This is a genomic window from Acidobacteriota bacterium, from assembly GCA_016716435.1.
Lineage (GTDB): Bacteria > Acidobacteriota > Blastocatellia > Pyrinomonadales > Pyrinomonadaceae > OLB17.
In genome coordinates, this window is record JADJWI010000003.1 from 1,270,560 (window position 1) to 1,291,751 (window position 21,192).

The window sequence follows — 21,192 nt, forward strand, 5'->3', positions numbered from 1 at the left end:
CGTTCAATGGTGTATTGTCTTGTGACGGGCATTTAATGAATGCTTAGTAATGATCAAGGCGACGGAAATATTCGTGGACTCGATGTCCGAGCAAGCAGCGGCCGCAGCAGCGACAGAGACCATCGGTTTCGAGGAGGCATTTTCGCTTCACCATCGGACGGTCTATCGAGCTGCGCGTTCGGTCGTCCGCGATGCAGCCCTCGCCGAAGACGTTACGCAAGAGGTCTTTCTCAAGTATTATCATCATCGCGATTCGATCGCGGACGAAGAAATGCTGCGTCCGTGGCTGATCCGCGTGGCCCTCAATATCGCCAAGAATACGGTCCGCGGAAAGGTTAGGGCGAACACGAGAGACGAAAACTACGTCAAACAAACAGCGGACAACGACGTTTTTTCGGTTGAATCGGAATACGAGCAAAAGGCCGAGGTAAGCGAGATCCAGAAAGCCCTAGGCAAGATACGTGAACCGCTCAGGAGTTGCCTGATACTCAAGCAGCAGGGGCTTTCATATAGAGAGATCGCCAATGCGCTTGAGATCAAAGAAACAAGCATTGGAACCTATGTCGCACGCGCCCGGCAGGAGTTTTTGAGATTTTACGGAAAGAAGGGCGAGGAGCAGGTATGAGCAGGAATTGTTTAGACATTGGAACGCTGCAGGCGTTTCTGGACGGCGAGACGAAGGGCGAGGAGACTATTCTCATCTCGAACCATATCTCCGATTGCGATACCTGCGCCTTAATGCTCGCCGAGGCCGAGGAGGAAATGTCCTTCGTGATGGCGACGGTCGAAAGCGATGTGAACATGCTTGTCCCGACGCAGCGATTGTGGTCGCGGATCAATGACGCCATCGAAACCGAGCGGGCCCATGTTCCGTTCTGGCATCGGATGTACGTCGGTTTTACCTCGATGCTCGCCAGCCCTTCGCTTGCGACTGCGGCGGCCGTGCTTGTTCTTTTTGGGTTCTTCGCGTTCATCTTCATTCCGGGCGGTGGGCTTAACGATGCGACGAATGAGATAGTACGAGTTTCGCAACCTGCGGCTACGGTGAGTGTTGAAGCTGAACCATTGCCGACCGTCCGGAGTGCACCGCCAGTGAATACTGAGGTCGCCGAGGCCGAGCTCGAAGCGGTTCCGGTACGCACCGAACAGCCAAAGGCGAGTCCGGCTAGGGCGACTCACGCCGCTTACCGTCCGGATAACGTTGCAAGGCCGCCGGCCGGCAACTTCCGCCCGGTCAACGCACTTTATGTGCCGGGCGAAGACAGTTACCTGAACACGATCGAGACCCTCAAGGCTTCGTATGACTCGCAAAAGGACCGGGTGCTTTCGCCTTCGTCCCGCGTTTCGTTTGAACGCGACCTTGCGGTGGTCGAGAATTCGATCAAGCAAATGCGCGAGGTCGTTCGGAAAAATCCGAACAATCAAGCGGCTCGTCAGGTGCTCTACTCTTCATATCAGGACAAGATAGACCTGCTTAACTCCGTCGGGCAGAAGGAGGAACTGCTTGCCTCGCTGCAATAAGGGCGGTTTACGACAATGCGGTCTTTCATTTACATTTCAGTTTTCGCTCTAGTGCTTTTCGTCGTGGCGGCGGCTCAGGCGCAAACGCCGCCGACACCTTCCGTTCCGACAGTTCCGCCTGTTCCGCGGACCGTCCGTGTGGCCCCACCGGTTCCGATATTTCCCGGACAGAGAACAGACACCGAGCTTCGGGTCGACGCTGAGCAAAGTGTGAATTTGAAGTTTTGCATCTCTGAAGGCGAGCTTAAAGTTAATGGCTGGGATCGGAATGAAGTAAGGATCCTGGTCCGTTCGGGGCGAAAGTTTGGGATACGCGTGCTCGAGCGTGCGCCAGCGTCGGGTAATGCCACCTGGATCTGGGCAACCCCGACTGCCATCGAGGGGCAAACCGCCGCACAGCGGGGCGAGTGCCTTTCCGGCGATAGCGTTGAAATGGACGTCCCGCACGGTGCGACGCTCAATTTTCATGGCCGCTCGGCGACCACTTCGGTCGACTCTGTCCGGAAGGTAAGCCTCAAGATCGTTGAGGGCAATATCTCGCTCCGGAACATAACGGGCGGCATCTCAGCCTCAGCCTTGCAGGGCGACCTTATCGTCACAAATTCATCGGGCAGCCTTTCTCTCGATAGCACGACGGGCAACATCATTGTTTATGGGCTCGAGCCGATCGAGTCGAGCGATCTGCTTAAGGTAAAAACAAATTCGGGCTCGATAATGCTTCAGCGGGTCGGGCACAGGCAGATCGAGGCAAACTCGATCACGGGATCGCTGCAATTCGAAGGCGGCTTTCTGGCCGGCGGCATCTATAATTTCAAAACGTCGAACGGGACCTTGAGAATGCTTGTGCCTGAGAATGGCAACTGCACGGTCTCGGCGGCTTACGGTTTCGGCAGTTTCAATGCGGCGATCCCGGTCGAGACCATAACGGAAAACATCACGCCAGGCGGCAAGAATGTGGTAGCAAAGATTGGCACCGGCGAGGCCTGCAACGTTACGCTAACGACGAGCAGCGGCAGAATTCAGATAGTCCGGCTCGAGCCGTAAGGCTAAAACTCGCCCAGATTTTTTCCAGTCCGCTTTTCAAAGTGCTCCGAAAGCGAGGGCGCGTCCAATGTGCCCTCGTCGCGAGTAACGCGCTCGACCCGCCACATCGGGACAAAGTAATCGCTCATCGGCAGATATTGCTCGCCCTCGGCGATCGAGCCGACCCAATCATCAAAATAACTAAGTTCGATCGCCCGCAGGGAAATGCCCGCCGCCGATATTTCGTCGAGGATGCCAAACAGCTTTTCTCTCGGCGTGTGCAAGATCGCAATGACAGCTTCTCCGGGTGCAATTTTCATAATATCTCACTACGAGATTACTATGAGACCCTTCCTATTTTCGAATCAACAGTAGATTCGCTTAGAATCAAAGTGTAAGTGTTACACGGCGTTCAGCGCGCGGCCCGGTTGCTCTGAACCGCTGCTAATTGATGCATATAAAGCGGATACAACTCGAGAACATCAAATCGCACCTCGAGGCGGTGTTCGATTTCGAGCGCGGGACGACGGCCATTTCCGGCGAGAACGGAGCGGGCAAAACTACACTGATCGAGGCCGCGGCGTGGGTTTTGTTCGATGTTCTCGACTATAAGAAGGACGACTTCGTCAGCCGCGGAGCCAAGAAGGGCAATGCCCGCGTGACCATCGAGAGCGGGCTCGACGAACGAGAATACGTTATCTATCGCGACACCGGAACGGGATATTACGTCTATGACCCGCAGCTTGAAACGCGGATCGCAGAAAAGAAAGAGGATGTCAGCCGCTTCCTTCGCAAACATCTCGCCGTCGAGCCGGGCACGGACATCGAGATGCTCTACAAGCATGCGATCGGCGTTCCGCAGGGGACGTTCACGGCGATCTTTTTGGCGACAGCTGCTGAGCGAAAGCGGACTTTTGACGTATTGCTCAAGGTCGAGGAATACCGCCGCGGTGCGGAAGAACTACTGAAGACGCAGCGTTTTGTCGAATCCCGCATCGGTGTGATCGACAACAAGGCCTCGCGGTTCGAAGGTGAGCTTGCCCGGGCCGATTCAGTAGCCGAGGAACTTGCGGCGACGGAGATCTTGCTCAGGGAACTGAAACAGCAGGTCGACGAGCTTCGCCGAAAGGAAGATGAAGCGAAGAAGCGGGTCGCCGAACTTGAAGAAGCGAAGGACCGCTTTGACAAGGCCGCGAAGGAGAAAGAGGTCGCGGAATCGGAACGCGGGCGTGCGGAACTGATACTTAAACAGGCCGAGGCCGAATTTGAACGGGCAAGAGAATCTTCAACAAAGATCGACGCCGTAAGAGAAGCCGCCGGCCGGCATCGCGAGGCTCTGAAGCAACTCGCCGAGCTTGAACGCGAACGCGGAGTTCGGGATGGGATCAAGGCGGAGCTTGCAAAGGTCGAAACCGCGGAAGCCGCGATTAAGATCGAGGAGCGGCACACGCGGGCCGAGATCCTATCTATCGAGAATGCTCACCGCGAACTCACCGAGCTTCGCCCAAAGGCTGAAGAACAGATCAGCTTCGAGAAAGAACTTGCCGCCGCACGCGAGGAGCTTTCGGGGCTTAGGGCAGTTGCAAAGCAGGTTGAGGCGGCCGAAGAGAGGCTCCGTCGGTTGCGGGCTTCATACAAGTCGGCAGAGGAAGAGCTTGAAAAGGCACGTGCCAAGGCCGCCGGCGCCGAGAATGCCGAAACGCTCGAAGTACGCGACTCAGAGATAACCGCCGAGCTTGCAAGGCTCAATGCCGAGCTTGAACGCGACGAAAAGTTTCAGGCCGAGATCAGGAACGGCCTGTGCCCGATATTGAGCGAGAAGTGCCTGAACCTGAAGCCTGGGCAAACGCTCGATGGGTTTCTTGTCGATCAATTTGCCGAGCTTCGAACCGCGATCGACCGCTTCGGCCGTGAACGGACGGAACTTCGGGCAGGCCTTGCCAAAGCAAAGACGGCCGAGCGTTTTGCCGTCCAGGTGCCGACGCTCGAACGGCGTTTCGCAGAGGTTAAGGAAGAAGGCGTTCGGCTGGCTGCGGAACGCGACGAGCTTAGATCGAAGCTCGAGCAGCTTCCGGCCGCGGAGGCAAAGGTAACGGAGATCGAGGCGAGGCTCGACCAGCTCGGCGATCCGCGTTCCCGCATCCGTCCGCTTGAGGCGTTGCTCGCCCGTGAGACGGAAGTGCGAGAGAGCGTGACCAAGATCGAGAGCAACATGGAGCGGCTCGAGAGCGAGCGAAGGTTGTTTGTTGAGCAACTCGATGACTTTGTGAAACTCGACGCCGACCTGCAAACCGCAACGGCCGAACGCGACGCGACCGAAGAGGCTTACCGCACGTTCATCGCATTTGAGCAGGCCGCTAAGGACCTGCCGCGGCTCGAAGATGCTTTTCGTGATGCAGTTACTGCTTTCGAAAAGGCGAGCGAGCAAGCGTCCGCTGCGGTCGCGGCATTTGAAGAGGCAACGCGTGGCTATGACCCCGAGGCACACGCTGCCGCCGGTGCAGAGCTTGGAGGCATTCAACGCGATATGGCCGGCGTCGAAGTGCGGATAGAGAGTGCGGAAAAGCGGCTTGCGGCACTTAATTCCGAGTCTGGGCGGTTGGCGGAGATAAGGAAAGAGCTTTCCGCCGAACTGCAGGAAAAGGAGCGGCAGGAGAAAATACTTGAAACGACGGTCTTCATCCGCGATACTCTAAAGGAAGCCGCACCGCTCGTAGCCCGAAACTACGTTTTTCACGTCTCAGCCGAGGCCAACCGCATCTTTCGCGAGGTCGGCGGAAATGCCGAGCGGACGCTTCGCTGGGGCGAGGACTACGGCGTTTATGTGGAAGAGGGCGGCCACGAGCGGCCATTCATCAGCCTTTCGGGCGGCGAGCAGATGTCGGCGGCTCTTGCCGTAAGGCTGGCGTTGCTGAAGCAATTGTCCGATATCCGCATCGCCTTTTTTGACGAGCCGACGACCAATATGGACGCCGAGCGGCGGGAGAACCTCGCCATGCAGATCGGACAGATCACACACTTCGACCAGCTATTTGTGATCTCGCATGATGATACTTTTGAAGGGTATCTGGACCACGAGATCACCGTTGAGGGTCAATGAAATATCCGGTGTTTTGGAGCGTTTTCTTGGTTGTTTTGTCGCTATTTGTTGCGGCGAACGCCATTGATTTCTTTTCGGAACGTGACCGATACTATGCATACCTGGAGGAACAGAGGATGGTTTGGGCAGGTGCGTGGTCATGGGGTTTCCCATTCCCGACGGCGATGGAAGGTGTGGGACCTCCCGAAAATATTCATCGTATGATCATGCCGGGGGCTGGACTCAACTTGATCATCGCGCTTGCCGTTTCCGGCATGTTAGGTGTCGCGGCGGAAAGCGCTTTCTACAAGCTGAAAGACGGCCTGAATAGCTGACGATTGATAAGTGATGAAAGAAAGCCTCTCGAATAAGCTATTTGTGATCTCGCGTGATGATACGTTCGAAGGGTATTTGGATCATGAGCTGAGGGTTGGGATGTAAGTTCTATGCCAGAGCGTCGGTCACAATTGCAATATCTAGGACTCGTTGTCTCGCTTTCGCTTGTTCTAGCAGCAAACCTTGTGAGTTACATGGTCAACCGGGATTGTTTCGACGTGGAATGCACTTATATTTTCGGTTTCCCCTTTCCGGTTTATCATCACGGCACCTTCTTGCATCTCGACGATATTTTGTGGACTGGCGTCATGTTGAATGTTCTGGTAGCTATCGTCCTAGGCTTGGGAGTTTCATGGGTGATCGGACGTTTTTTGCGTAGATGAGAAATATCATCATAGTCTGCGTATTTTCGATCGTGGGCTTGGGAGTTCTAGAGCCGAGTCCAGTAGTAAAAGAATAGTTCTTTGTTGGTGATGGTTGAGAAACCAACGGCGTGACTGGATTGATGGCAAACCTTTATGACAGCAAGTTTAAGGTTGGCGTTTGGATAAGTCTCTGCATCTGGTTTGTTGTGAACATCGTGAATCTCCAGCTTTCCCGGCTGGATTGGGAGGAGAACGGACTGAAGTTTTCGTCGTCGTCGGGTCAGGAGTTTGATTGGGGCGTCCCGTTTAATTGGACGGATGCTTGGGGATTCGTCCTGAATTCGGTCGTTATCGCTGTTACAAGCATAGTTATTGGCCATCTTACCCGTACAATTTGGGAGCGATTCGTAGAGAAGGGAGAAGAGTGAAAGAAGTAACATTAGTTTGTGACGGTTCGAGCCTTGGCAACGGAAGGGAAATCCGCGTGCCGCGGCGGTGGCTGTTTTGGGGTTCAAGGGCTATTGGAAGGCTTTTGGCGAATATCTCGGCAGTGCGACGAATCAGCAGTCTGAAATAGCCGCGGCGGCGCTTGGGCTTGAAAATTTGTCGGAGCCCTGCAAGGTCCGGCTGTTCTCTGATTCGCGTTACGTTATCGAGACGATGGGCGGCACATGGAAGCGAAAGACCAATCAGGATTGGTGGCGGCGGCTTGATAAGGCGGCGGCCCGTCATGAGATAGAATGGCAGTGGATAAAGGGCCACGCCGGCCATGAGGTGCAGGAAGTGGCCGATACCGCGGCTCGCCAGATAGCAAAAATAGGAAAGGTCGAAGGTGACTACCTTGATGAACTCGTAGCCGAGCTTGGAGTAATGGAGATCTGAACTTTTTTCGCCGGCCAGTGTCTTACCGCCCGAACAATTGATGACCCCCGCAGTACGCATTTCACCGCCAATATCTCTCTGCTTCATTCTGATCGCGGCGGCAGTTTCCGCATTCGGGCAGGTCTCGGCCCGCGGCTGGGTCTGGCAAAATCCGCTTCCGCAGGGCAATCAACTCGTCGCCATCCATTTCGCAAATGACAAGCTGACTGGGTACGCCGTCGGCCCGAACCGCACGATCCTCCGCACACGCGATGGCGGCTTTTCGTGGTCGGCGTCGGTCGGTTCGGATGATGCGGTGCTCAATGGCGTCTTCGCCCGCGACGATCGCAACGCGGTGGTCGTCGGTGCCCGCGGGACGATCTTTTTTACTGAAAACTCGGGGAGCGACTGGCGCCCGTCGCGGCACGAAAGCCGCGAGCATTTCTACGATGTTTCATTCTCCGGCGAGCAGATGAAGTTTGGCTGGGCGGTCGGCAGCAACGGAGCGGTTCTTCGCTCGGCGGATGGCGGCCTTAGCTGGCAAGCGGTCGATGCCAAAACAAGCGCGCAGTTGGTTTCGGTCTCTTCGTATGGCGACGTGACGGCCGCGTTCGTCTCCGCCGAGGGAAGCGTTCATTTCACGGGAGATGGCGGCGCGGCCTGGAGCGTCGAGCGTCCGTGCGGGCCGCTTGCGGCGACCGGCGTCTCGGTGCTTGATGCCAAAGAGGCGGTTGCGATCGGCCGCTCGGGCTGTATTGCCCGCACTACGGATGCCGGAACGACTTGGCAAAGAGTGAATGCCTACTCGCGTGCCGATATGCTCTCGGTCTGCTTTTCGGATGAGAAACGCGGCTCGGTAACGGATGCAAATGGCGCTGTTTGGCTGACCGGCGACGGCGGCGTTACGTGGCTGCCCTTCGCAGTCCGCACCGATCCGCGGCTCGGCTCGATCCACATGGCCGACCGATTCACGGGCTGGGCCGTCGGTGAGAACGGATTGATCATCCGCACCGACGACGGCGGATATAGCTGGCAGCGGCTTTCCGAGGGCGGCCGCGATGACGTCAACGACCTCTTTTTTCTCGATGACAGCGTCGGCATTGCGGCCGGTTCACGCGGGCGGCTTTGGTTGACAAATAGCGGCGGCGAGCGGTGGCTGCCGGTCTTTTCGGGGACGGAATCGAGCCTTCATTCGGTCTTCTTTTTTGACGGGCTTCGCGGCTGGGCGGTCGGCGATAAAGGTGCGGTCGTCCGGACGATAAACGGCGGGGCGAGTTGGGGGCCGGGCGTTTCAGGAACGACCGCGGATCTTTTCGGCGTGGTCTTTGTCAATGAGCGGGTCGGATTTGCGGTCGGTGCGGATGGGACGATCATTAAGACAACCTCTGCCGGTGCTTACTGGGAACGCATTGAGACGGGAACGCGGGCATGGCTTGAGGATCTGGATTTTATCAATGAACGTGTCGGCGTGGCGGTCGGCGACCGCGGCACGGTTCTCGTTACGCAGGACGGCGGCGAGACCTGGACGCCTTTTCGGACCAACCTCCGCGAGAGCCTCAACTCGATCAGCTTTGCCGATGAAAAGACGGGCGTAATCGTCGGTTCGCGGGGCACGATTCTCGTTACTGAAGATGGCGGGCTTAGCTGGCGGAGCGAGGAAACGGCGATCGAGGCAAATCTTTTTGCCGTCACAGCTTTCGCCTCGCGTTCGGCGATCGCGGTCGGCGAGAATGGCTCGGTCGTAGTTACGAGCGATGGCGGCCGGACATGGCAATCACAGCTCGGGGTCACGAATAAATTGCTGCAAGCTGTCGTATTTCGCGGCGGAAAGAACCTTTGGGTCGGCGGAAGCGGCGGAGCGATCCTGAAACGGACGGAGAACTTGTCGCCCTCGGGCCTGCAGTCGCCTCGCGTGCCGCCGATCCTTCGCGATGGAACGCGGACGCGTCCCGTTTTGCGTCAGCCGCTGGTTCCCGTCACCGACGACGGCGACATCGAGCCCGCACGGCGTCCGGCCGAGCCTTAAGTTTTGCGGATGATGGCGGCGATCCACTCGCCGGAGGTGCGGATCTCTGCGTTGTTGATCTCTCGCCGCTCCAGTTCCTGTTCGAGTTCGTCCGTCTGTTCAGTCAGAACCCCTGAAAGGATAAGTGTACTGTTTGTCTTCGAAAGCAGGAGATCGAGGAGCGGCTTGATGACGTCGATGGTGAGGTTTGCGACGACCAAATCCGCAGGTTCACTTTCTTTGGTGATGCTGCCAACGTAAAAGTCGATCGCCTCACCGACCTCGTTCAACCCGGCATTATCCCGAGCGATATCGATCGAACCTACGTCGAGGTCGCACCCGACGAGCCGCGGCATCTCTTGCCCTTCAGCCGCATTCATTTTTGCGGTGGCTATGGCGAGAATTCCGGTGCCGGTGCCGACGTCGAACAGCGTCTCGCCTGGGCGATAGATCTCACCGATGGCCTCAATGCAAAGTTGAGTGGTCGCGTGCGTTCCGGTGCCGAAGGCCATGTTCGGCTCGATGTAAATTATGTGCCGTTCGGCGTCCTCAACCCTTTCCCACGGCGGCGAAACGACAAAGCGGCCGATGGTTGTCGGCTTCCAGTGCTGCTTCCAGTCGTAAAGCCAATCGGTCTGGCCGATGCGTCGCCAGCCTCGGCCGCGGATGCTGTCTGCCCTGATCCCGTGGACGTGAAGGGCAAATGAGATCGCTTCCTCGACCGTCTCGTGGTCGATCTCTTGCTCAAAATAACCCGCGATCGTCAGGTCCTCGCCCGGCTTTTTCTTGAGGCTGTTGACCTCCGACCCGAGGCAGTCTAGTTCGTTCATCGCAAATTCGATCGCCTCGGCGGCATAGCTGGCGGCCGTGACCTCGAGTGCGAACCATTCCGTCGGCTGTTGTTTTTGCTCGGTCATTCGCTGATCCCCATGCCGCTGAGTTCGCGGTCCTTGTTTCGCCAGTCTTCGACGACCTTAACGAAAAGCTGGAGGTGGACATGCCGGCCTAAAAGTCTCTCGACATCCGCCCGTGCGGCGGTTCCGATCGCTTTGAGCTTTGCTCCGCCCTTGCCGATGATGATGCCTTTTTGCGAGGGCCGCTCGACGAAGATAGCGCAGTGGATCACGGTTCTTTCCGGGTCGGTCTCGTCCCACTTTTCCGGGACTACCGCCGTCACATACGGTATCTCTTCGCCGGTCGTGGCAAGTATCTTTTCGCGGACCATTTCGGCGACGATCATCCGCATTGGCTGGTCGGTCAGTTCGTCCTCGCCGAAAAGCGGATCGCCCTCGGGCAGATGTTCTTCGATAGCGGTGAGCAGAGCGTCTATCGCCTCGCCTCTCAGGGCCGACGCGGGAATGATCGCGGCAAAGTCGTGTTCGTTTCTGTAAAGCTCGATCAGCGGCAGAAGCTTTTCCTTTTCACGCAGCTTATCGATCTTGTTCAAAAGCAGGATCGCGGGCTTTTCGGAACGCTTTACGAGGTCGAGGACAAAACGGTCGCCGTTGCCGGTCGTGACGGTCGCGTCGCGGATCAGGACGACGACATCGACCGAGAGGATCGCGTCCTCGACCGCCGCCATCATTCGCCGGTTAAGTAGGTAACCGGGTTTGTGGACGCCCGGTGTGTCGATAAAAACGATCTGGCTTTCGGGCCGCGAGACGACGCCGCGGATCTTGTAGCGGGTCGTCTGCGGTTTGTTTGAGACGGCGGCGATCTTTTCGCCGACGAGGTAATTGAGCAGGGTCGATTTTCCGGCATTCGGACGACCGATAAGGCCGACAAGTCCGCTCCGATAAGTTTTTTCGGTCATTAAATTATTGCGGCGACCGTCACTGTTGCCGGATCAGCCGCTGCTTTGCCGCAAGAGCTTCGTCATGCCCGCCTCCGGAGACCGGTCCGAGCTTTATCGCCTGGTCGTAGAGCCCCATCGCCATGCTTTTTTCGTCATAGAACTCATAAATGCGGCCGAGAGCGACATAGGTCAGCGAAACAAGGGCCGAATCGATCCTCTGCACATTCGCGATGCGGATGACGTTCTCGTACGCGACCTTTGCCTCAAGCAGTTTGGCGGCAAGCTGTTCCTGATCTTCGATGCCGGCGGCCGCAAGGCCGGCAACGCGGCCGAGGTTGTAATAGATACGGGCATCATCAGCATTGCCCTGAAGCAGAGCCTTGAGGTCGCGTTCGGCATCGCTCAGCCGGCGGGCCTGAATTGCTTCATCGATCGCACGTAGCTTTGTCGTGACCGGATTCTCGGCCGTCAGCGTATTCGCGGTCGACGTGGTCTTTCGGGTTTCGCGAAGGGCGAGTGCCCGCTTTCTTGCATCTGCTGATTGCACAAGCCGGTACGACTCGCGCTCGGCATTAAAGGCAAGGATCATCTCGGCGGTCGATGCGGCGATGTCGAAATCAGAGTTCTCAACGCCCTTGAGCTGGTCTGCAAAGTGAAAGGCGAGCACTGCTCCGTTCTCATATTCCTCGGCGAGCCGGAGAGCGGTCTCATCGGCAAATTCGGCCTTGAGTTTTTCGAATTCGGCGGCGACGGCTCTTTTTTCGGTATCTGACGTTAGCAGGTCGATCCGTCGCCGAGCTTCGGTGGCAGCGGCCTGCGTCCGCTCGTTCTCGATCTGCTTTGCGTCAACGGCAGCGACGAGCGACCGCGAGACCGCGAGATAAATGTCTGGCGAGATATTGCTCCGCTCCTTCCGGCGGGCATCGAGCAGCGACTTCACTTGGTCGCGGATCGTTGTGATCTCTTTGGCATTCCGGAGCAGGATCGGGTCCACGACAAACTGCAGAAATGCCCTTCGGACCTCAGAAAAGCTGAGATCGGAATCCGGCGGAATGATGGCGTAATACTCGTCCTTGACGTTAACGAAGTTGACCGTGCCGGAAGGCGAAAGCATTTCAGGGACGATGACGAACTTCCGCTCGCGGATCCTCGTCTCGACAGTCTGAAGCCGCGTCCGGCTTGAACGGCTTCGTTGGGACTCGGTCTTCACCTTCTCTTCGATAACAAGCAGCGGCCGCGTCTTCAAATAATAGAGAAGCTCGCTGACCATCTCGCGGGCGGTCGAGCGAAGCGTTGTGTCCGATGCTTTTTGATACGCGCGAAAGTATTCGTCCAGGTTCGCCGAAATGATTGAGCGGCGATAGAAGTCGCGAACGATCGGGGCGAAATCGAGAACGTCAAGAAGTTGGCCGGGCAGGTCGATCGTGACGACCGGATCGGCAAGGTCAGGGACGTCCGAAAGCGAGTACGCCATCGTGATGAATGGCGCAACGAGTTCGGAATCGGTCGCGTTAGGCCGGGTTCGTTTATAGCGGACGAGGAAATTAGCGATACGCTCGCGAAGATCCGCGGGGGCTGCCGCCAGATCGCTCGTCAGTTGATCGCGAAACTTCAGCCCCTCGGCCGAGAGAGGCGTTTGAAATACGCGAACGGGTTCACCTTTTTCGTTTGTGACCCTCGCCGCCTCGATGGTTGCAAGCACGACGATAACACGCTTGTCCGGCGAGATCGTGACGCCGTAATTCGAAAGGTCGAAGCCGGTCGGAACTTCCTGCGCCGGGATCGGCACGGCCAAAAAAGAGACCAATATGAAGAAAAAAAGCTTTTTCATTTAAAAACCTGCGAAGTGCCCAAAAACTCAAGACCGAACTCTAGATGAAAACCGGCCTTTGCTGGATGTATCGCAACCTTAAATAATGCCCCAAAATGCGAAAAGGATAAAGGACGGAGTGTCCTTTATCCCCTTCTAACGATCGCAATTTCCACGTTATTCGAAGCTTGCAAGTGCTTCGGCTTCGGTGTCGAAGGTATCGAAAACCGTCAATAGCTTCGTAATAGCAAGAAGATCCTGGATCTTCTGGGTCAGGTTAAGAAGCTTCAGCGTTCCGCCTTCTTTATTGACGGCAGTAAAGCTGGAAACCAACTCACCGATACCGCTCGAATCGATATATCCGACACCGGCAAGATTCAAAAGGATCTTGGATTTGCCCTCGCCAAGCAGACGGCGGATGGCATTTCTTAAGGCAACGCTGCCCTCGCCGATGGTTACCTTGCCTTCCAGATCCAAAACAGTTACATCGCCAGCCTGGCGTTCCGAAATGTTGATATCCGACATCTTTATCTCCTCGAAGTGTGTGTACGAAAAATGAAAGCTGATTTTAGAACAAAATTTTCTACAAAGTAAATGCCCGGCCGCAAAATTAGAGATTCTTTGCCATTCGGACCACCATACCGCCCTCGGGATGCCGAAGCCATTCGACCTCGTCCATGAAAGACCGCATAAAAAGAATGCCTCTCCCACTTGCACTAAGCAGGTTTGCCGGGTCGGTCGGGTCCGGGATCGCATCGACATTGAAACCAATGCCAAAATCGCGTACGCGGATCTCAAAAACGCTTTCAGCAATGCTGAGAGTTATCTCGACATTTTTATCGGCATCGAGCCGGTTGCCGTGCTTGACGGCATTTGCGACCGATTCGCGAACAGCGAGGTCGATCGCCGTAAGAGCTTCGTCGGGCACTTTGCATGCCTTGGCGAAATCTTCCGCCGCCGACGCAGCCATATCGACCGAACCTATCTCGCTTGGTAATGTGAATTCGCGCGTTTGAGCCACAGCTTGATTGCTTTTAAGGTAAGAGCTAAAGGGGCATTAAGTCAAACATGCTCACGAATTAACGAGAGCGAACTATGGAAAAAACGATCGGCAAGGCAAAACGGCTGGGCGGGAACATCACGGTTCCGGGCGATAAATCGATATCGCACCGGGCCGGAATGCTCGCCGCGATTGCTTTGGGAACTACACGGATAAGTAACTTTTCCGCAAGCGAGGATTGTGGTTCAACGCTCGAATGTCTTGCGGGGCTTGGCGTTGATATTGCTCGCAGCGGCGGCGAGGTCGTGATAACGGGCCGCCCCGAAGGCTTCGACGCGCCTGCCGTGGATCTCGATTGCGGCAATAGCGGAACGACGATGCGGCTGATGGCGGGTTTGCTTACGGGGCTCGGGGTCGAGGCGACATTGACGGGCGACGCGTCGCTCAGGTCGCGGCCGATGGGGCGAATCATTGCACCGCTCGAAAAGATGGGTGCGGCGATCGAGTCGAGCGGCGGCAAAGCTCCGTTGGGTCTCGTCGGCGGGCGGAACCTCGCCGGAATCGAATATGAACTTCCGGTCGCATCCGCACAGGTGAAGTCTTGTGTGCTTCTTGCGGGCCTAAATGCCGATGGCGCGACTAAAGTCATCGAGCCGACGTCGACCCGCGACCACACCGAGCGGATGCTTCGTGGCTTTGGTGCCGATTTAGAGATAACAGAGCTCGACAGCGTCCGAAGGATCACCGTCCGCGGCGACTCGCGATTGAAGGCCACGGACCTGACCATTCCCGGCGATGTCTCATCTGCCGCCTTCTTTTTGGTGGCGGCGGCGATTCTGCCGGGTTCGGACGTGACCATTCGCGATGTCGGGCAAAATCCGACGCGTTCGGCGATCCTTGACGTTCTCAAAGCCTACTGCGTTGATCTACAGATCACGAATGAACGCATCTCCGGTGGCGAGCCGATCGGTGATATTCGTGTGCGCTCGGAGGGAGTTCCGGCAAGACCGGATGTATACACTATCTCTGGTGAAACGGTCGCGAACCTGATCGACGAAGTGCCGATCCTTGCGGTACTCGGCGCATTGTCCGAAGGCGGGCTCGAGATCCGCGACGCGGGCGAGCTTCGCGTAAAGGAATCAGACCGCATTGCGAGCATCGTGAAGAACCTGCGGGCGATGGGAGCGGATATTGAGGAATTCGAGGACGGCTTTCGTGTTGAGAAAAGTGAGTTGAAAGGCGGGCGGGTTGATTCCTTTGGCGACCACCGGATCGCGATGGCATTTGCCGTTGCGGCTCTCGCGGCCGAGGGAGAGACGGCGATAGAGAACGCCGAATGTGCGGCCGTCTCGTTCCCCGATTTCTATGCTGTGCTTGCGTCGATCACCGAATGATTTGACATCTGGGCAGGTTAAGGCAATAATCCGCTTCCTGTTCTTTTACAACATTTTGCGTTCCGGGCCGTTAGAAGTTTTTCGGTTCCGGGGAGAAGCCGGGTGAGAATCCCGCACGATCGCGTCACTGTATTTCGGCCTCGCGGGCCGATGAAGTCAGACCTCCGCAACAGCAGAATGCCAAGCGTGTTTCGCGTAAAAACACGGCAGGCAGATCACGGCGACATTCGACGCCCTGTTTTTCTTGTCCGCGACATTTGCGCGGAGCGGAAGAGCAGGGCGTTTTTCGATTTGGGATGTTCGATTTGGGATATGGGATTTGAGATCTGAGATTGTTTGAGATGAAGCGACGTTCGGTTGAAAGGCAGATGGTCTGCCTGCTAATGATTATGGCGGTTAATCTGCTGCTCGCGTGCGATCGGCAGGAAGAAGAACTGCCGGCGGTCGCGGAAATGCGTACCGTGAAGGACGACCTCGGCCGCGAAGTTCGGTTGCCGGAAAAGGTTACGCGGGCCGTCTCGCTTGCACCGAGCATTACCGAGATGGTCTTTGCCGCCGGTGCGGGCGACCGGCTTGTCGGCGTCACGAGCTACTGTGATTATCCGGCCGCGGCGAAGAACATTCAGAAGGTCGGGGACACGCAATCGCCGAACATCGAGGCGATCATCGCACTCCGGCCGCAGGTGATATTCGTCTCGACCGCCTCACAGCTTGAGGCTTTTGCGACCGCCTTGGAAGGGCAAAGGGCGGCGGTGTTCGTCGTGGATATCAGCAAGCTCGATGACGTGCCGGATCGCCTTCGCCGGCTAGGGCAGATCTTCGGGACCCGCGAGCGTGCAGATCTGGCGGCTATCGAGCTTGAACAGCGCGTCGCGGCCGTCGAAAGGCGACCTCGGCCCGAGCGGCCGCCTCGCGTTTTGCTGCAAATATCCGAAGCAGACCTCTTCACCATCGGGCGGGATTCGTTTATTACGGAACTCGTCGAGCGGGCGGGCGGAAAAACCGTCACGGCCGATATTCCGGGCGGATATCCAAAGCTGAGCAAGGAGACCGCGTTGGCACTCGACCCGGAGGTGATCATTCTCTCGGATAGCTCCGACAACCGGAACCCGAACGACGCGATGAAGAACTCAAGTGCCGTCCGGAGCGGCCGCGTTTACCGCGTTAATGCGGACATACTCTCGCGGCCCGGCCCGCGGCTGGCCGATGCACTCGAGCAGCTTGCGACGCTATTCAGTCAGGAACCGGCCGGAAACTAAAAACTGACACCTAGAAACTGAAAACTGTTCATTTCATAACAGTTTTTAGGTCATAGTTAAGAGTTTTTAGTTTGTTAACAATTACGTTTTGAAACGTGCTAACTACATTTTTCTTTTGCTCATCGCGGGGCTGGCGGCGGCCGTGGCGGTAGCTATTTCGGTCGGGAGCGAGAGCGTTTCGGTCTTTGCACCGGACGAGCAGGGCCGGGCGATCTTGTTCGATATCCGCATTCCGCGGGTGCTGCTCGGGGCGTGCGTTGGGGCGTCGCTGGCGTTGGCGGGAGCTTCGCTGCAGGCGTTGTTGAGGAATCCGTTGGCGGAGCCTTACTTGCTCGGGGTTTCGAATGGAGCGGCTTTGGGGACGCTTATTGCGTTCGTTTTGCTCGGTGATGTCGCGGGTGCGCGGCCGGTGCTCGCATTTGCCGGAGCGGGGATCGCAACCTTCGCCGTCTATCAAATGGCCCGGAGCAAAACGGGGATGAACGTCGAGCGGCTGGTGCTGGCTGGCGTGATCATCACGACCTTTCTCTCGTCGATCATTGTCCTGCTGACGAGTTTGCTTGATGCCGCACGGCTTCGCGGCTATACATTTTGGCTGCTCGGCGATCTCTCGCAGGCGACCTATAACGGCTTTTATATGACGCTCGCTGCGGCGGTCGCCGGAACGATCGTGCTGACGTCGCAGGCCCGGGCGCTGAACCTGATGATGATCGGCGAGCGGGACGCCTTCGACCACGGCGTTGAGATCGGCCGCGTGCGGATGATCATTTTCGGAATGGCGAGCATGCTCGTCGGCACCTCGGTCGCGGCGAGCGGTTCGGTCGGCTACGTCGGGCTGATCGTGCCACACATCGTCCGGCTCGTCGTCGGGAGCGACAACCGGCTGGTCGTGCCGATGTCCGCTTTTGCCGGAGCGATATTCGTCGTGCTTGCGGATACGGTCGCCCGGACGGCGATCGCCCCGCGGGAACTTCCGGTCGGGGCGATCACGGCGTTGATCGGAGCTCCACTATTTATCTTCTTGTTGAGGCGTTCGTGAGGCCCTTTTTTCCGTTTAATTAATAATTAGTAATTGATAATTGCTAATTAGTTGGTCCTGAAAATGCTTGCAGCTCGCAACATTTCTGTCCGTTACGGCCCGTGCGATGTGCTTCGCGAGGTTTCGCTGAGCCTTGGGCCGGGGCGGATGGTCGCCTTGCTTGGGCCGAATGGTGCGGGCAAGACGACGCTGCTCAAGGCGCTTAATGGAACGCTGCCGGCGGCCGAGGGACGTGTTGAGCTTGATGGTCGGCCGCTGGCGGAGCTTTCGCGGCGGGAGGCGGCGAGGCGGATCGCGGTGGTCGCGCAGGAAAATGAGACGAAGTTTCCCGTGACGGTGCTTGATTTTGTCCTTTCGGGGCGGTTCGCACACGGCGGAGCGTTCGGCTGGGAGCGTGCGGAGGACGTCGCGGTCGCCGAGCGGGCACTCGCCGATTGCGACCTTGAGAGGTACGGCTTGCGGCTGATGAATCAGCTTTCGGGCGGCGAGCGGCAGCGTGTTGTGCTCGCCCGGGCTCTCGCGACCGAGGCGAAAATTCTCTTGCTCGATGAGCCGACGGCCAATCTCGACCTTGCTCATCAGGCGATGATCTTTCGGCTCGTCCGCGGCCGGTGCGACGCCGAGGGCTTTGCGGCGGTGGTGATAACGCATGACCTAAATCTAGCTGCCGAGTTTGCCGACGAACTACTTTTGCTACACCGTGGCGGGCTTTTCGCGGCCGGAGCGGCGGAAGAAGTGCTCAGCGAGGCGAATATCGCCGAGGTTTTCGGCGTCCGGGTTCTGCTGGATGCAAATCCGGTCAGTGGCTGCGTTCGTGTGACGAACGTATTTTGAATGGCGGCCGTTGCAATGGAAGCCCGGTGAAAATCCGGCGCTGCCCACGCAACCGTTATAGTCGGGAACATCGCCCGGCCGCTTTGGCTTTTGAACCATTCTGCGTGTGGGCAGAAGAGGGCAACATCGTGAAACATTTCATTTTCGTACTTCCATTCCTGTGTGCGGCCGCCGTATCGGCTCAGACCGATCCCGCCGCGACACCTTCGCCAACTCCGCAGCCGATCCGCGAGACGGTTACTGTCTCCGCCGATGCTCCGCAGCCGCTCGATGAAGTTTCCAAGACCGTCAATGTGATCAGCGGGCAGGAGATGCGGGAGCGGGCGGACTTTTCGCTGGTCGAGTCGCTGCGTTCGATCCCCGGTTTTCGCATTCAGCAGCTCGGCGGATTTGGCCGGACGGCGAATATCAAGACACGCGGCCTCCGCAATCAGGATACGGCCGTGCTGATCGATGGCGTAAGGCTCCGCGATGCCTCGGCCATCACCGGCGACGCGACGCCTTTCTTGAGCGACCTGACGCTAACGAGCGTTTCGAGCGTCGAGGTGCTTCGCGGCTCGGGGAGTTCGCTTTACGGGACCAATGCTATCGGCGGAACGGTCAATTTCATAACGCCGACGCCGCGACCCGGCCCGCACGGACAGCTTTCTTACGCCGCCGGAGGCTTGGGGCTGCAACGCTTTCGCGGCAATTTTTCTGACGGCACGAGCGACGGCAAGTTTGGCTTTAATCTCGCCCTTGCCCGTACGGCCTACACCAAAGGCATTGACGGCAATGACGATGCGTTCAACACGAATTTCCAAAGCCGGCTACTCTTCCAGCCGACCGCGAAGACAAACATCTCCAGCCGCTTTTTCGTCTCGGATGCTTACGTGCGGCTTAATTCGAGCCCGGACACCTTCGGTACGCCGCCGGCTTCGAACCGTGGCATTATCGACGCCGCGGCGGGCGTCAACTTCGCACCCGATGCCGACGACCCGGACGCTGTGCAGAAGTCGCAGTTCTTCCTCGGCCACGTTTCGCTGACGCAGATCCTGCGGGCGGATGTGATCTTTACGGCAAACTACTCTGGTCTTCGCACCTCGCGTAATAACGAAAACGGCCCGCTCGGCGTCGGGTTCCAGTCGGCCTCGACCTCGGTCTTTGGTGGCATTATCCAGACGGCGAACGCCGCGATCAATTGGACGCCGCGAAACCAGGACATCAAGTTCGGCTATGAGTTTGAGCACGAGAAGTTCGGCAACGAAGGCTCTACGCCGAGCGGCTCGGGCAATTTCGACACGCGTGTCACGCAGCAGAGCAGCACGCTCTTTGCCCGCGACCTGATCAGCCTTTTCGACGGACGGCTGCAGATCGCCGGCGGCTTCCGGGCGCAAGTTTTCGGGCTCGGTTCACCGCGGTTCAGCCTGGCGAACGCTCCGTATTCGGGCGTTACGGTTTCGGATGTCCCGGCCGCGGTTACATTCGATGGGGCAGCTTCGTACTTCTTCCGCTCAAGCGGGACGAAGCTCCGGGCACACGTCGGAACCGGCTATCGCGTGCCGTCGCTTTATGAGCGGTTCGGGACGTTCTTTAACTCGTTCGGCACGCCGAGTTTCGTCGCTCTCGGCGATCCGGGCCTCAAGCCCGAGCGTTCCGTTGCATACGATGGCGGCATCGAGCAAAGCATCGCCGGCGACCGCGTTCGGCTCTCGGCGGTCTATTTTTATACGCAGCTTACCGATACGATCGACTACGGCAACGTGGTACCCGATATCGGCACGACAACGCGGCCCTTCGGCGGCTACATTAACCAAAAGGGCGGCATCGCCCGCGGCGGCGAGTTCAGCGGCCGTTTCGCTCCAACGTCCTCGACCGAGCTTTTCGGCTCGTACACGCTGACCAAAAGCCTGCAACGCCTGCCGCAGGTGACCGGAAGCGGTGTCATCGAAACGCTCGGCATTCCCGAGCATCAGTTCACGCTGGTCGCAACGCAACGGTTCGAGCGGTTCTGGGTCAATTTTGATCTGCTCGTTTCATCGTCGTATCTTGCGCCGATCTTCAGCAACTCGTCGTTTTCGACATACGTCTATCGCTTTGACGGCAACCGTCGCGGCGACCTGACGGCCGGATATACCTTTAAGCTCAACAAAGAACGCTTCGATCTGCGGGTTTTTGGAACGGTCGAAAACGTCTTTGACAATGAGTATTTCGAGAACGGTTTCCGCACCGCCGGCCGCAACGCACGGGCAGGCGTGAGCTTCGGCTTTTGATCGACCGCAACCCGGCCAGGCGTGATATCATCTCTTTAACCGAGGTGAAATTATGAGGAAGGGCCTGTTTTTGTTGTTATTTGGCTTGGTGCTCGCTCCGCTTGCGGTTGATGCTCAAACGCGGACGGTGACCAACGCCGATCTTGAAAAGTTTCGCTCCGAGCGGCTTGAGGCCGAACGGCAGTATCGGCAGAACTACGAACGGCTCGGCCTGCCCTCGCCCGAGGAACTTGAGCGGCGGCGGGTTGAATCTGCCCGTGAAAGGGAAGAGCTTTCCGCACGGCTTCGTGCCGAAAGGATTCAGCGGGAACAGTTTGCGGCGATGGCTGCGCGAGCGGCCGCCGAACGCGAAGGTTCGGTCGTGATCATTGAGAATGGCCGGCAGCAAGTAGTTGGCTACGGCGTTTATGGTTATCCGAATTACCGCGGCCGGCGATATTGGGCACGGCCTGGTGTCGTCTGGCGGGCAACGCCGGGCGGTGTCATTTACGAACCAGGGGGACGTTCGAGCTATATTTATACGCCGAGATCCGAGCGGCCGCGGCCGGCTTTTCGGATCAGAACTCCAAGGCCGCCACGATAGGCCACGGACGAGAACAACTTTGCACACGGCGAGATG

20 protein-coding genes and 1 riboswitch are annotated in these 21,192 nt (G+C 57.6%); of the genes, 14 read left to right on the forward strand and 6 right to left on the reverse strand.

All coding sequences use genetic code 11. The annotated features are described in order from the left end of the window. Window positions 1–49 precede the first annotated feature (49 nt). From IPM21_09260 to IPM21_09270, 3 genes are read left to right on the forward strand one after another with little or no spacing between them, the layout of a single operon-like run. Entirely contained in the window at window positions 50–625 is a 576-nt protein-coding gene (locus IPM21_09260; GenBank protein ID MBK9164088.1) for a sigma-70 family RNA polymerase sigma factor, read from the forward strand. After that, on the forward strand, window positions 622–1,521 hold the full coding sequence (locus tag IPM21_09265) for a hypothetical protein (GenBank protein MBK9164089.1): 900 nt from the start codon (window positions 622–624) through the stop codon (window positions 1,519–1,521). Before IPM21_09260 ends, IPM21_09265 begins: the two co-directional genes overlap by 4 nt. A gap of 15 nt (window positions 1,522–1,536) precedes the next feature. Beyond that, a complete protein-coding gene (locus IPM21_09270) occupies window positions 1,537–2,565 on the forward strand; it encodes a DUF4097 family beta strand repeat protein (GenBank protein ID MBK9164090.1) in 1,029 nt (342 codons plus the stop codon). A gap of 2 nt (window positions 2,566–2,567) precedes the next feature. Here IPM21_09270 and IPM21_09275 read toward each other — a convergent pair whose 3' ends face one another. Then, window positions 2,568–2,864 carry a hypothetical protein gene (locus IPM21_09275; GenBank protein MBK9164091.1) on the reverse strand — a complete coding sequence of 99 codons (297 nt, stop codon included), beginning with the start codon at window positions 2,862–2,864 and terminating at the stop codon, window positions 2,568–2,570. Window positions 2,865–2,995: 131 nt separating this feature from the next. Between IPM21_09275 and IPM21_09280 the strand changes: the two genes are divergently transcribed. The 5 genes from IPM21_09280 (at window position 2,996) to IPM21_09300 (ending at window position 9,211) form a co-directional block, all read left to right on the forward strand. Beyond that, window positions 2,996–5,644: an AAA family ATPase gene (locus IPM21_09280; GenBank protein ID MBK9164092.1), complete on the forward strand. Its 2,649-nt coding sequence runs from the start codon at window positions 2,996–2,998 to the stop codon at window positions 5,642–5,644. Further along, window positions 5,641–5,958 (forward strand): hypothetical protein, encoded by a 318-nt coding sequence (locus IPM21_09285; protein MBK9164093.1) that lies wholly within the window; start codon window positions 5,641–5,643, stop codon window positions 5,956–5,958. Before IPM21_09280 ends, IPM21_09285 begins: the two co-directional genes overlap by 4 nt. A gap of 506 nt (window positions 5,959–6,464) precedes the next feature. Beyond that, entirely contained in the window at window positions 6,465–6,752 is a 288-nt protein-coding gene (locus IPM21_09290; protein ID MBK9164094.1) for a hypothetical protein, read from the forward strand. A gap of 67 nt (window positions 6,753–6,819) precedes the next feature. Continuing rightward, the gene (locus tag IPM21_09295; protein MBK9164095.1) at window positions 6,820–7,206 is read left to right on the forward strand and encodes a ribonuclease HI; all 387 of its coding nucleotides are present in this window, start codon (window positions 6,820–6,822) and stop codon (window positions 7,204–7,206) included. A 40-nt stretch (window positions 7,207–7,246) separates the two neighbouring features. Continuing rightward, entirely contained in the window at window positions 7,247–9,211 is a 1,965-nt protein-coding gene (locus IPM21_09300) for a hypothetical protein (protein ID MBK9164096.1), read from the forward strand. Here the strand turns inward: IPM21_09300 and IPM21_09305 are convergent. The 5 genes from IPM21_09305 to IPM21_09325 form a co-directional block, all read right to left on the reverse strand. After that, on the reverse strand, window positions 9,208–10,107 hold the full coding sequence (locus IPM21_09305) for a 50S ribosomal protein L11 methyltransferase (protein MBK9164097.1): 900 nt from the start codon (window positions 10,105–10,107) through the stop codon (window positions 9,208–9,210). The genes IPM21_09300 and IPM21_09305 overlap by 4 nt on opposite strands. Beyond that, on the reverse strand, window positions 10,104–11,003 hold the full coding sequence (gene era, locus IPM21_09310; protein MBK9164098.1) for a GTPase Era: 900 nt from the start codon (window positions 11,001–11,003) through the stop codon (window positions 10,104–10,106). Before era ends, IPM21_09305 begins: the two co-directional genes overlap by 4 nt. A gap of 19 nt (window positions 11,004–11,022) precedes the next feature. Then, window positions 11,023–12,816 (reverse strand): hypothetical protein, encoded by a 1,794-nt coding sequence (locus IPM21_09315; GenBank protein ID MBK9164099.1) that lies wholly within the window; start codon window positions 12,814–12,816, stop codon window positions 11,023–11,025. A 156-nt stretch (window positions 12,817–12,972) separates the two neighbouring features. After that, entirely contained in the window at window positions 12,973–13,320 is a 348-nt protein-coding gene (locus tag IPM21_09320) for an STAS domain-containing protein (GenBank protein ID MBK9164100.1), read from the reverse strand. A gap of 85 nt (window positions 13,321–13,405) precedes the next feature. Further along, a complete protein-coding gene (locus IPM21_09325) occupies window positions 13,406–13,816 on the reverse strand; it encodes an ATP-binding protein (protein ID MBK9164101.1) in 411 nt (136 codons plus the stop codon). A gap of 74 nt (window positions 13,817–13,890) precedes the next feature. On the opposite strand from IPM21_09325, the gene aroA reads away from it, so the two are divergent. From aroA to IPM21_09355, 6 genes are all read left to right on the forward strand, one after another. Continuing rightward, window positions 13,891–15,189, forward strand: a complete 1,299-nt coding sequence (aroA, locus tag IPM21_09330; protein ID MBK9164102.1) for a 3-phosphoshikimate 1-carboxyvinyltransferase — start codon at window positions 13,891–13,893, stop codon at window positions 15,187–15,189. 341 nt (window positions 15,190–15,530) lie between these two features. Continuing rightward, window positions 15,531–16,448 (forward strand): cobalamin-binding protein, encoded by a 918-nt coding sequence (locus IPM21_09335; protein MBK9164103.1) that lies wholly within the window; start codon window positions 15,531–15,533, stop codon window positions 16,446–16,448. 88 nt (window positions 16,449–16,536) lie between these two features. Beyond that, window positions 16,537–17,487 carry an iron ABC transporter permease gene (locus IPM21_09340; GenBank protein ID MBK9164104.1) on the forward strand — a complete coding sequence of 317 codons (951 nt, stop codon included), beginning with the start codon at window positions 16,537–16,539 and terminating at the stop codon, window positions 17,485–17,487. A gap of 63 nt (window positions 17,488–17,550) precedes the next feature. Then, on the forward strand, window positions 17,551–18,321 hold the full coding sequence (locus IPM21_09345; GenBank protein ID MBK9164105.1) for an ABC transporter ATP-binding protein: 771 nt from the start codon (window positions 17,551–17,553) through the stop codon (window positions 18,319–18,321). Continuing rightward, window positions 18,285–18,414, forward strand: a riboswitch (cobalamin riboswitch). Its footprint overlaps the gene before it by 37 nt. A 35-nt stretch (window positions 18,415–18,449) precedes the next feature. Beyond that, window positions 18,450–20,573, forward strand: a complete 2,124-nt coding sequence (locus IPM21_09350; GenBank protein ID MBK9164106.1) for a TonB-dependent receptor — start codon at window positions 18,450–18,452, stop codon at window positions 20,571–20,573. A 52-nt stretch (window positions 20,574–20,625) separates the two neighbouring features. Beyond that, window positions 20,626–21,156, forward strand: a complete 531-nt coding sequence (locus IPM21_09355) for a hypothetical protein (GenBank protein ID MBK9164107.1) — start codon at window positions 20,626–20,628, stop codon at window positions 21,154–21,156. Window positions 21,157–21,192: the final 36 nt, after the last annotated feature.